A 12173-nucleotide genomic window follows, 5' to 3' on the forward strand; every position below is an offset into this window, starting at 1 on the left:
ACAGGATGTTGGCGCCAGACCTCACCGCCCTGCGCTGCCTGTTCCTCGTCGCCATGCACCATGGGCTGCACCTGGCGCCCGAGGAACTGCCGGAGGCGCAGGGGCCGGACATGCTGCCCGCGATGCTCGGCGCCATGCGGCGCGCGGGGCTGAAGGCGCGCGCCGTGACAGGCTGCGGCTGGGACAAGGCGGCGGCTCTCGGCACCGCCTACCCGGCCTTGGCGACGCGCCACGATGGGTCGTGGATGATCCTGGTGCATGTCATGCCGGGGCCGGACGGCACGCCGATGGCCGCGGTGCTCGACCCGCAGCAGGAAGCGGCCGGCGTGCAGTTGGTCCCGCGCGAGAACTTCCTGGCCGACTGGTCCGGCACGCTGGTGCTGTGCCGCCGCGCCGAGCCCCTGCCGGCGGAAGACCGACCCTTCGGCCTGTCCTGGTTCCTGAATGAGATCGCGAACCATCGCCCCTTCTTCGCTGGCGTGGCGGTGGCCGCTATCCTGTCGAACCTGATCGGCTTCGCGATCCCGCTGCTGTTCCAGGTGCTGATCGACAAGGTGGTGCCGCACCAGGCCTGGCAGACGCTGACCGTGCTGGTGCTGGTCTTCGTGATGCTCGCCGCCTTCGACGGCTTCTTCCTGTACGCGCGGCAGCGGCTGATGCTGTTGGCGTCGAACAAGGTGGATGCGCGGCTGGGGTCGCGCAGCTTCGCGCACCTGCTGTCGCTGCCGCTGTCCTTCTTCGAAACCCATGCCGCCGGCGTGCTGGTGCGGCACATGCAGCAGACGGAAAAGCTGCGGCACTTCCTGACCGGGCGGCTGTTCCAGACGATGCTCGACGCGGCGCTGCTGCCGGTCCTGCTGGTGCTGCTTGCGATCTATTCCGGCGTGCTGACGCTGGTGGTGCTGGGCTTCTCGGCGGCGATCGCGCTGGTGATCGGGGCGATGGTGCCGGCTTTCCGGCGTCGGTTGAACGGGCTCTATGCGGCCGAGGGCGCGCGCCAGGCGCACCTGGTGGAAACCCTGCACAACATGCGCGCGGTGAAGTCGCTGGTGCTGGAACCGGCGCGGCAGCGCGCGTGGGATGGGCAACTCGCGACTGCCGTGCGCGCCCATGCCGATGTCGGGCGGATCTCGGCGCTCGGTGCCGTCAGCACGTCCGTGCTGGAACGGCTGATGCAGATCGCCGTGCTTGGGCTCGGTGCGACGCTGGTCTTCGATGGCAGCCTGACAATTGGTGCGCTGGTCGCCTTCACCATGCTGTCCGGCCGCGTGACCGGGCCGCTGGTGCAGATCGTCACCCTGATCAACGAGGCGCAGGAGGCAGCGCTGTCGGTGCGCATGCTCGGCACCGTGATGAACACCAGGCCGGAACGCCGTGCGCGCGAACGCCTTTCGCGTCCACCAATTTCCGGCGCCCTGCGATTCGAGGACGTGACCTTCCGGTATCCGGGTGCGGCGATGCCCGCGCTCGATCGTGTCTCCTTCAGGGTCGAGGACGGCCAGGTCATCGGCGTGGTCGGTCGATCCGGCTCGGGCAAGACCACGCTGACGCGTTTGATCCAGGGCATCCATGCCCCGCAGGACGGGCTGATCCGCTTCAACGAGGCCGATCTGCGCACCATCGAGCTTGAGCACCTGCGCAGGAATGTCGGCGTGGTCCTTCAGGAGAACCTGCTGTTCCGCGGCACGCTGCGCGACAACATCGCCGCCGCGCGCCCCGGCGCGCCCCTTCCGGAGGTGCTGGAAGCTGCCCGCCTGGCCGGCGCGCTCGAATTCATCGAGCGCCTGCCGCACGCGCTCGAGACGACGGTCGAGGAAGGTGCTGCCAACTTCTCTGGCGGTCAGCGCCAGCGCATCGCGATCGCGCGCGCGCTGCTGACCCGTCCACCGCTGCTCATCCTGGACGAAGCGACCAGCGCGCTCGACCCGGACAGCGAGGCGATCATCCAGGCCAACCTGGCGGAGATCGCGCGCGGGCGCAGCATGATCGTGGTGTCGCACCGGCTGTCCTCGCTGGTCGGCGCGGATTCGATCCTGGTGCTGGAACAGGGGCGCGTGGCCGATTTCGCGCCGCACGACGTGCTGCTGCAGCGCTGCGATATCTACCGCCATCTGTGGCGGCAGCAGACGCAGCACCTGCGATGACCCGCCGCGTCAGCCTGCCCCGTCGTCGTCGCAAGCCGCCCGGCCCCACGCCGGAATCTGCGGCCTTCCAGGACCCGCTGGAAGCGGTCATGGCGGAACCCCCGCCGGCGCTGCTGCGCGGCGTGCATTGGCTGGTGGCGGCGCTGTTCGCGGGCCTCATCGGCCTCGCTGCCGTTGCGCAGGTGGATGTGGTGGTGACCGGCGCGGGGCGCCTCGCGCCCGATGCCCCGCCCATCGTGCTCCAGCCGATGGAACGCGCCGTGATCCGTGAGATCCGCGTGCGCCCCGGGGATGCGGTGCGCGCCGGCGACGTGCTGGCCTTGCTCGACCCCTCCTTCGCCGAGGCCGACCGGGCCGCGCTGGCCGCGCAGCGCCGCAGCCTGGTCGCGACGCTGGCGCGCATCGAATCCGAACTCGCCGGCGCGCCCGCCCCGCCCGGCGAGGACCGTGACGCCCGCCTGCAATCCGGCTTGCACGCCCAGCGCGCCGCCTTCGTCACGACGCGCCTGCAGGCCTTCGAGGAAGAAATGCGCGGCCACCGCAGCGCGATCCGCGCGCTCGAGGATGCCGACGCCACGGCCTCCGAACAGGTGGCGATCGCCCGCGACATCGAGGCGTTGCGAGCCCGTCTGCTGGAAGGACAGATCGGCTCGCGCCTCGCGCTGCTTGATGCTCGTGCACGGCGCATCGCCGCCGAGCAGCAGCGCGAACAGGACAGGGCGCGTCTGGACACGCTGCGCCACGCGCTGGCGCAGAAGCAGGCCGAGCGCCAGGGCTTCCTGGATGACTGGCGCCGTCAGTCACTCGAGGAACTGGCGCGGCTGCGCGGTGACCTCGCACGGGTCGAGGAAGCCTTGGGCAAGGCCACGCGCCTGGCGGACCTGACCACCATCGTCGCGCCCGCCGACGGCACGGTGCTGGAGGTCGCGCGGCGATCGGCCGGGTCGATCCTGCGGGAGGCCGAGCCTCTGGTGACGCTGGTGCCAGCCGGAGCGCCACTGATCGCCGAGGTCGCGCTGCGCTCCGCGGATATTGGCCAGGCGCATCCCGGCGATGCGGCGGTGGTGAAGGTCGATGCCTTTCCCTGGCAGCGCCATGGCGCGCTGGCCGGCAGGCTGCGCTCCATCGCGCAGGATTCGCGCGGCGAGGACGGTGCGCCCGCAGCACCCGGCGTCGCGCTGCATCGCGCGCAGGTCGTGCTGGACGCGCCACGCCTTGCAGGTGGCACGCCCATGCCGGGCATGACCGTGACGGCCGAGATCCATGTCGGCACCCGCAGCCTGCTTGCCACGCTGCTGCAGCCGCTGATACGCGGCGCGCGCGAGAGCCTCCGTGAGCCCTGAGTCCACCTTAACGCTTGCGCAAGCGATCGTGATGCATCCTGCGCACCGCGTCGTGCCGACAGAACGTCCAAGCCGGTGCCCGATGTCGTCAGCCGCCTGCGCGGTCGGCGGCTTTGTCCAGCACGGACAAGAACCGGCTTGGAGCACGCGATGACCGTCATTTCCGCCCTGAACACCACGCAGATCCAGGGCCTGACCACCACGACCATCGCGGGGCTGACGACCACGCAGATCCGATCGCTGGCCGCGACCCAGCTGGCCGCGCTGACCACCACCCAGGTGGGCGTGCTGAACACCACGCAGGTCGCCGCGCTGACCACCACGCAGGTAGGCGCGCTGGAATCCACCGACATCGCCGTGCTCAGTACCACGCAGCTGCGCGGACTCGGCGCGAGCCAGGTCGGTGCGCTGACCACCACGCAGGTGAGCGCGCTGACCACCACGCAGATCGGTGGGCTCAGCGGCGCGCAGGTCGCGGGCTTCGACACCAGCGACATTGTGGCGCTGACCACCACGCAGGTGGGTGCGCTCAGCAGCACCCAGGCCGCGGCGCTGACCACGACGCAGGTCCGCGCCCTGGAGACGACCGACCTGGCCGTGATCGGCACCACGCAGATCCGCGCGCTCTCCTCGGCGCAGGTGGCGTCGCTGACCACCACGCAAGTGGGCGCGTTGACCACCACGCAGGTGGGCGCCCTGACGACCACACAGGTGGTCGCGCTATCCTCGACGCAGGTGGGTGCGCTGACCACCACGCAGCTCGGCGCGCTCAGCTCGACCCAGGTCGGTGTGCTGACTCAGCCGCAGCTGCGCGCGCTCGACACCACCGATATCGGTGCGCTGACCACGACACAGGTGGGTGGGTTGCGGTCCAGCCAGGTCGCTGCGCTGACCACCACGCAGATCGGCGCGATCGAGACCACCGACCTCGCGGTGCTGACCACGACGCAGCTGCTGGGTCTCAACACGCTGCAGGTCGCCGCCCTCAGCACGACGCAGGTCGCTGCGCTGACGACGACGCAGATCGGTGGGCTGGTGGCGCGTCAGGTCTCCGCGCTCGAGACCACGGACATTGCCGCCCTGACCACCACCCAGGTGGGCGCGCTATCCTCGAATCAGCTGGCCGCGCTCGGCACCGCGCAGGTCCGCGCGCTCGAAACCACCGACCTCGCCGCGCTGACCACGACGCAGCTGCGCGGCCTGGGCGCGACGCAGGTTGGCGGGCTCACCACGACGCAGGTCGGAGCGCTGACGACCACGCAGGTCGGCGGGCTGACGACCACGCAAATCTCGGGGCTGACGTCCACGCAGGTGGGTGCGCTGACAACGACGCAGCTCGGCGCGCTCTCCTCGACCCAGGTGGCGGGCCTATCCACCGTGCAACTGCGTGGCCTCGACAGCACCGATATCGGCGCGCTGACGACCACGCAGGTGGGCGGTCTGACCGCGGCGCAGCTCGGATCCCTGACCACGACGCAGGTCGGTGGGCTCGAGACGACGGACATCGCCGTGCTGACCACCACGCAGGTGCGCGGTCTGGGCGCCAGTCTGGTTGGTGCGCTGACCACCACGCAGGTTGGCGCGCTGACCACGACGCAACTTGCCGCCTTCACCGCCAGCCAGGTTGCCGGCTTCGAGACCACTGACATCGCTGCGCTGACCACCACGCAAGTTGGCGCGCTGTCCAGTACGCAGACGGCCGCGCTGACCACGACACAGATACGCGCTCTCGAGACCACCGACCTTGCCGTCCTGACCACAACCCAGCTGCGCGGCCTGACGGCGCCGCAGCTGGCGGCGCTGACCACGACGCAGGTCGGTGCATTGACCACCACGCAGGTGGGTGCGCTGACCACGACGCAGGTGGGGGGGCTCACCTCCACCCAGGTGGGTTCGCTGACCACCACCCAGCTCGGCGCGCTGACCACCACGCAGGTGGGCGCCCTGAGCACGGCGCAGCTGCCGGGGCTCGACACCACCGATATCGGTGCGCTGACCACCACGCAGATGGGCGGGCTGCGCAGCGCGCAGATCGCCGGCCTCTCCACCGCTCAGGTTGCGGCGATCGAGACCACGGACCTGGCGGTGCTGGCCACCACGCAGCTGGTCGGGCTGACCGCGGCGCAGGTCACTGCGCTCACCACCACGCAGGTGGCGGCGTTGACGACGACGCAGGTTGCGGGCCTGACCACCGTGCAGGTCGCGGCGCTCCAGAGCACCGATGTCGGCGCCCTCACCACCACGCAGGTCGGCGCGCTGACCACGACCCAGATCGGCGCGCTCGGCACCGTGCAATTGCGCGGTCTGGAGACAACCGACCTCGCGGTGCTCACGACAACGCAGGTGGGCGGGCTGCGCGCGACGCAGCTCGGTGCGCTGACGACCACGCAGTTGGGCGCCATCACCACCACGCAGGTCGCGGCGCTGACCACGACGCAGGTCGGCGGGCTGACCTCGACCCAGGTCGGTGCGCTGACAACCACGCAAATCGGCGCGCTGGCCTCGACGCAGGTGGCGGCACTCAGCACGGCACAGCTGCGCGGCCTCGACACCACCGACATCGCGTCGCTGACCACCACGCAGGTGGGCGGGCTCACCTCCACGCAGGTCGGGTCCCTGACCACGACGCAGCTGGGCGGACTCGAGACGACCGACCTGGCCGTGCTGACCACGACGCAGGTGCGCGGCCTCGGTTCGGCGCAGGTGGCGGGGCTCACGACCACGCAGGTGGGCGCGCTGACCACCACGCAGGTCGGCGCGCTGACGCCGACCCAGGCGGCCGGCCTGACCACGACGCAGGTGGGTGTGCTGACCACGACCCAGTTGGGCGCGGTCGGCACGACGACGCTGCGTGGCCTTCTCCCGGCACAGATCGCCGCCCTGACCACAACCCAGGTCGCTGCGCTGACCACCACCCAGGTGGGCGCGCTGACCGCCACGCAGGTCGGCGGGCTGGAATCGACCGACGTGGCGGCGCTGACCACGACGCAGATGGGTGCGCTGACCACCACGCAGGTCGCGGCGCTCTCCACCACCCAGCTGCGCGGGGTCGAGACCACCGACCTCGCGGTGCTCACCACCACGCAGCTGCGTGCGCTCGGTGCCACGCAGATCGGCGCCCTGACCACCACGCAGACCGAGGCACTCACCACCACGCAGGTCGGCTCGCTCACTACGACGCAGCTGGGCGGGCTGTCATCGACCCAGGTCACGGCGCTGACCACCACGCAGCTTGGTGCGCTCGCATCCAGCCAGGTGGGCGCGCTGACCACCGCGCAGCTGCGCGGACTCGACACCACGGACATCGTGGCGCTGACCACGACCCAGGTGGCGGGCCTGGCCAGTTCGCAGATCGCGGGGTTGACCACGACGCAGGTCGTGGCGCTCGAGACGACCGACCTCGCTGCCTTGACCACCACGCAGCTGCGCGGGCTGAACACCACCCAGGTGGCCGGGCTCAGCACCACGCAGGTGGGCGCGCTCACCACGACGCAGCTCGGTGGCCTGACCTCCGCCCAGGTGGCGGCGCTGACCACCACGCAGGTGGGTGCGCTGACCACGACGCAGGTCGCCGGGCTCGGCACCACGCAGGTGCGCGGGTTCACCACCGCGCAGCTCGCTGCGCTGAGCACCACGCAGGTGGGCGCGCTGACCACGACGCAGATCGGCGCAGTGTCGGTGGCGCAGCTGCCTGGGATCGAGACCACCGACCTCGCCGCCTTCACCACCACGCAGATCGGCGCGCTGACCCGCACGCAGGTCGGTGCGCTGGCCACCGCGCAGGTCCGCGCGCTGGAGACCACCGACCTGGCGGTTCTGACCACCACGCAGGTTGGGGGCCTGGTGGCCTTGCAGGTTGAGGCGCTGACCACCACGCAGGTGAACGCGCTGACCACGACGCAGCTGGCAGCGCTGACCACCACGCAGGTGGCGGCCCTCAGCACGACGCAGGTCGGCGTGTTGACCACGACGCAGGTCGGCGCCCTGGGCACCACGCAGGTTCGCGGCTTCTCCTCAGCCCAGGTGGCGGCGCTGACCACCACGCAGGTGGCGGCCCTGACCACCACGCAGATCGGTGGGCTGGGGGTCACGCAGGTCCGTGGCCTGGAGACCACCGATGTCGCGGTGCTGAACACGACGCAGGTGGGTGCGCTGACCTCGACCCAGGTCAATGCGCTGACGGCGCCGCAGATCGCAGCCCTGACCTCGACCGCGATCGGGGTGCTGACCACGACGCAGCAGGTGGGCCTCACCTCGAGCCAGATCGGCGCGCTGACCACGACGCAGGTGGCCGCGCTCAGCACCACCGGCGTGGTGGCGCTGACCACGACGCAGGTGGCGGGCCTGACCACGACGCAAGTCGCGGCCTTCACCACGACGCAGGTCGGCGCGCTCGAGACCTCCGACATCGCCGCCCTGTCCGACACGCAGGTGGCAGGCTTCACCACCACGCAGATCGGCGCGATGACCACCGCCCAGGTGAACGCCCTGTTCGCCTGACGCATACCAGAGGGAGACGACGGCATGGCCAGAATGGGCATTGCCGAGCTGGTGGGCAGCGCGCAGGCGCTGGCCACCCGGGGGCAGGTGGCCATGGCCGCGGAATTGTACCGCGACTGGGTGGCGCTGAACCCCGACGACCCGCTGCTGCACGCTGCGGAGTTCAACCGCGGCGTATTGTTGGCCGGCCTGGGGGATACGCATGGCGCGGTTGAGGCCTTCTCCGCCGCCATCCGTCGCAAGCCGGATTTCTTGCCGCCCTACATCAACCTGGGTGCGGCCTATGAACGACTGGGCGCCGGCGCGCAGGCCTTCGGGCATTGGTCGCATGTCACGGGCAGCCTGGCGGCGCTGAATGGCGACAGCATCACGTGGAAAGCCACGGCGCTGAAGCAGATGGCGCAGATGCTGGAAGGCGCGCGCCGCCTGTCGGAAGCCGAGGACACGCTGCGCCAGGTGGCGGAGCTCATGCCCTGGCAGCGCGACGTGGTGCAGCACTGGATCAGCCTGCGTCAGCGGCAATGCCAGTGGCCGCTGCTGCAGCCGCTGGCGGGGCATGATCGCGCCGCGCTGCTGCGCCAGATCGCGCCGCTGTCCATCGCGTGTCATGCCGACGACCCGATGATGCAACTGGCCGTCGCGCACGCGCATGTGGCGAAGGACCACGGCACACCGGATCGCTTCCGCGTCACGGCGGATTTCGCCGACCGCATCGGCCAGGTGCCGGGCCGCCGGCTGCGCGTGGGCTACCTGTCGTCCGACCTGCGCGAACACGCCATCGGTTCGCTTATGGCCGGGATGTTCGCCCTTCACGACCGCTCGCAGGTCGAGGTTTTAGCCTACTACTGCGGCGTCCCGCAGGAGGACGCGACCAAGGCGCGCATTCGCGATTCGGTCGAACACTGGCGTGACATCACGCCGATGGACGACGACGCGGCCGAGGCGCTGATGCTGGCCGATGGCGTGGATATCCTGGTGGACGTGAACGGTCATACGCGCAGCGCACGCACACGGCTTCTGGCGCGCCGGCCCGCGCCGATCATCGTCAACTGGCTGGGCTTTCCGGGCAGCATGGGCAGCCCCTACCACCACTACATCATCGCGGACCCCACCATCATTCCGCTGGGTCACGAACAGTTCTATTCCGAGCGCGTCGCGCGCCTGGCCTGCTACCAGCCAAACGACCGCGCGCGCCCGATGGGCGACACCCGCGCGCCGACCCGTGCCGAACACGGCTTGCCCGAGGACGCGACGGTCTTCTGTTCCTTAAACGGCACGCAGAAGATCACGCCCTTCGTCTTCGGCCGCTGGATGGCGATCCTGCGCGGCGCACCCGGCAGCGTCCTGTGGTTGCTGAAATCCTGCGACGAGGTCGAGGCCCGGCTGCGCGCCCAGGCCGCGGCCGCGGGTGTGACGCCCGAGCGCATCGTCTTCGCGCCCATCATGGGCAACCGCGCGCACCTGGCGCGCTACGCTCTGGTCGACCTGTTCCTCGATACGCTGCCCTATGGCGCGCACACCACGGCGTCGGATGCGCTCTGGATGGGCGTTCCGGTGCTGACCGTCCCGGGGCGGTCCTTCGCGGCGCGGGTCTGTGCCTCGCTCGTGCAGGCCGCCGGGCTGCCGGATTTCGTCTGCGACCGCGCGGAGGACTACGTCGCTCGCGCCATCGCCTTCGGTCGCGACCGTGCTGCGCTGGCGCCGTTCCGCGCGAGGCTGGTCGAAGGCCGCGGTAAGGCGCTGCTGTTCGACACGCCGCGTCTGGTGCGCGACCTGGAAGCGCTGTTCCGCGGCATGTGGGACGACTTCGCGCAGGGTCGCCTGCCGCAGCCGGATCTCACCAACCTCGATGCCTACCTGGAATGCGGGGCGGCCATGGACCATGACGGCGTGGAAGCCAGCTTCGACTCCACGCTGGACGACCGCTGGCGCGAAGCGGTTGCGCGACGGCATGCGTACGCACCGCTGCCGCGCGATGCGCGCTACCACCCGGCCGCGGGCTGAACGCCATGGCGCCGCTCGACACCACCGGCGAACCACTGGAGATCCTGCTGCCGCGCATCGAGGGCGCCGCACCGGCCGCCGCCATCGCCGCCTACAATGCCTGGCTGGCGGAGAACCCGTCCTCCCCGCAGCGCTTCGCGGCCTGGTTCAATCTTGGCGTCGTCCTCGCGCAGTCCGGCGATCGCGCCGCGGCCATGATCGCCTATCGCCAGGCGCTTTCGCTCAAGCCCGACCTGCACCAGGCGCAGGTGAACCTGGGCCTGGCATTGGAAGCGGAAGGCCGCGCCGACGAAGCGCTCGCGTTGTGGTCTGGCGCGTTGCAGCCCAACGAGGCACGCCTGCCCCTGCTCAACCACCAGGGCCGCCTGCTGGAGACACGCAAGGACTACGCCGGCGCCGAGCGCGCGCTGCGGGCCAGCCTGCTGATCGACCCGCGGCAGCCCGATGTGGTGCAGCACTGGTCGCACCTGCGTCAGAAGGGCTGCATGTGGCCGCTCGATGGTGGCGGTATACCGGGCCTCACGCCCGATGCGCTGGCGCTGCTGGGCGGGCCGCTCGGCGCGCTCGCGCTGACCGATGACCCGGCCCTGCAGCGGCGCATCGCCACCGCCTGGATCGACCGCAAGGTGCCTGCCGCGCCGGAGCGCCTGGCCCCTGTGCAGGGCTACCGCCACGCGCGCATCCGCGTGGGCTACCTGTCGTCGGATTTCTGCCGCCACGCCATGGGCTTCCTGATCGCCGGCCTGCTCGAACGCCACGACCGCAGCCGCTTCGACATCTACGGCTACTGCTCGACCGACGAAGACCGTTCCGACCTGCGCCGCCGCATCGTCTCCGCCTTCGACCACCACGTTCCGATCGGCCACCTGTCCGACGAAGCCGCCGCGCGCCGAATCCGCGCCGACGAGATCGACGTCCTGGTGGACCTCAATGGACTTACGCGTGGCGCGCGCCTGGCTGCGCTGCGCTGGAAGCCCGCGCCGGTGCAGGCGACCTACCTCGGCTATGTCGGCCCGGTGCCGATCCCCGAACTCGACTGGATGATCTGCGACAGCGTGGTGGTGCCGGCCGACCAGGCGGATCACTACGCGCCGCGCCCGCTGCCGCTCGATGGCCTGTACCAGGCGAATGACGATAGTGCGCCACCGCCCGCGCCGGCCAGCCGCACCGATGAAGGCCTGCCCGACGACGCCTTCGTGCTCGCCTGCTTCAACAACTTCTACAAGATCACGCCGGATGTGTTCGCCGCCTGGATGCGCATCCTGCACGGGTTGCCGAAGGCGCTGCTGTGGATGACCGATGACAACGCGACGGGCATCGCCAACCTGCGCGCCGCAGCGCAGGCCGCCGGCATCGCGCCCGATCGCATCCTGTTCGCCTCCCGCTGCGACCCGCAGCGCTATCTTGCACGGCTCGGCTGCGCCGACGTGTTCCTGGATACCTTTCCCTACAATGCCGGCACGGTGGCGTCCGATGCGCTGCGCATGGGGCTGCCGATCGTCACCCTGGCCGGGCGGTCCTTCGCGTCGCGCATGGCGGCCAGCCTGCTGACCGCGGCAGGGCTGACCGAGGGTGTCGCCACCACGCTCGACGACTACGTGGCGGCCGCGCTGCGCTACGGGCGCGATCCTGCCGCGCTGTCTGCCGCGCGCGCCGCGCTGTCCGGTGGCGCCTGGCTGCGCAGTGGCGGCAATGCGGAAGCCTTCACGCGGCGGATGGAGGCGGCGCTCAGCGCGATCCGGCTTTGACGCCGGGCCGCAGGTGCACCACCGGCAGCCCCACCGCCTCGGCTACCAGCGTGCGGTGGCAGGTCGCGGGATCCGCTTCCAGGCACAGCACGCACACACGCTGCCGCCGCGCCAGGTCCGACAGGTTCGCCAGCGCCGCCTGCGGCTCGTCGCCGGCCAGGTGCGCGGCGAATACGCGGCGCATCACCGCGGGCTTGCCGGCGCGCACCGCCGCGCGGCCTTCCGCGGGCGTGCCCAGCGCACGCAAGTGCAGGTAGCCGATGCCGGCCTGCTCCAGCGCGGCCGAGAGAGCGCGCTTGGCGAAGCCCGGCCGGCGGCTGTTCGCCAGCGCGCGGACATCCACCAGCGTCTCGATGCCTGCGTCGCGCAAGGCCGCGACCAGCGCGTCGGGTGTCGCACCCTCGTAGCCGATCGTGCTGATCGGCGCCGCCATG

6 protein-coding genes are annotated in these 12173 nt (G+C 70.9%); 5 read left to right on the forward strand and 1 reads right to left on the reverse strand.

The window, feature by feature from the left end:
• The first annotated feature begins 5 nt into the window (after window positions 1-5).
• The 5 genes from MWM08_RS25745 (at window position 6) to MWM08_RS25765 (ending at window position 11739) form a co-directional block, all read left to right on the forward strand.
• Window positions 6-2144, forward strand: a complete 2139-nt coding sequence (locus MWM08_RS25745; protein WP_244457319.1) for a peptidase domain-containing ABC transporter — start codon at window positions 6-8, stop codon at window positions 2142-2144.
• Entirely contained in the window at window positions 2141-3487 is a 1347-nt protein-coding gene (locus tag MWM08_RS25750) for an HlyD family type I secretion periplasmic adaptor subunit (protein ID WP_244457320.1), read from the forward strand. Before MWM08_RS25745 ends, MWM08_RS25750 begins: the two co-directional genes overlap by 4 nt.
• A 150-nt stretch (window positions 3488-3637) precedes the next feature.
• The gene (locus tag MWM08_RS25755; protein ID WP_244457321.1) at window positions 3638-7987 is read left to right on the forward strand and encodes a beta strand repeat-containing protein; all 4350 of its coding nucleotides are present in this window, start codon (window positions 3638-3640) and stop codon (window positions 7985-7987) included.
• A 24-nt stretch (window positions 7988-8011) separates the two neighbouring features.
• Complete coding sequence (locus MWM08_RS25760) at window positions 8012-9991, forward strand: O-linked N-acetylglucosamine transferase, SPINDLY family protein (protein ID WP_244457322.1); 1980 nt, start codon at window positions 8012-8014, stop codon at window positions 9989-9991.
• Window positions 9992-9996: 5 nt separating this feature from the next.
• Window positions 9997-11739 carry an O-linked N-acetylglucosamine transferase, SPINDLY family protein gene (locus MWM08_RS25765; RefSeq protein ID WP_244457323.1) on the forward strand — a complete coding sequence of 581 codons (1743 nt, stop codon included), beginning with the start codon at window positions 9997-9999 and terminating at the stop codon, window positions 11737-11739.
• On the opposite strand, the gene MWM08_RS25770 is transcribed toward MWM08_RS25765, so the two are convergent.
• Window positions 11720-12172: a DUF488 domain-containing protein gene (locus MWM08_RS25770; RefSeq protein WP_244457324.1), complete on the reverse strand. Its 453-nt coding sequence runs from the start codon at window positions 12170-12172 to the stop codon at window positions 11720-11722. The two genes, MWM08_RS25765 and MWM08_RS25770, sit on opposite strands and share 20 nt — an antisense overlap.
• Window position 12173: the final 1 nt, after the last annotated feature.

It is taken from the genome of Roseomonas fluvialis, from assembly GCF_022846615.1.
Taxonomy (GTDB): Bacteria; Pseudomonadota; Alphaproteobacteria; order Acetobacterales; family Acetobacteraceae; genus Neoroseomonas; species Neoroseomonas fluvialis.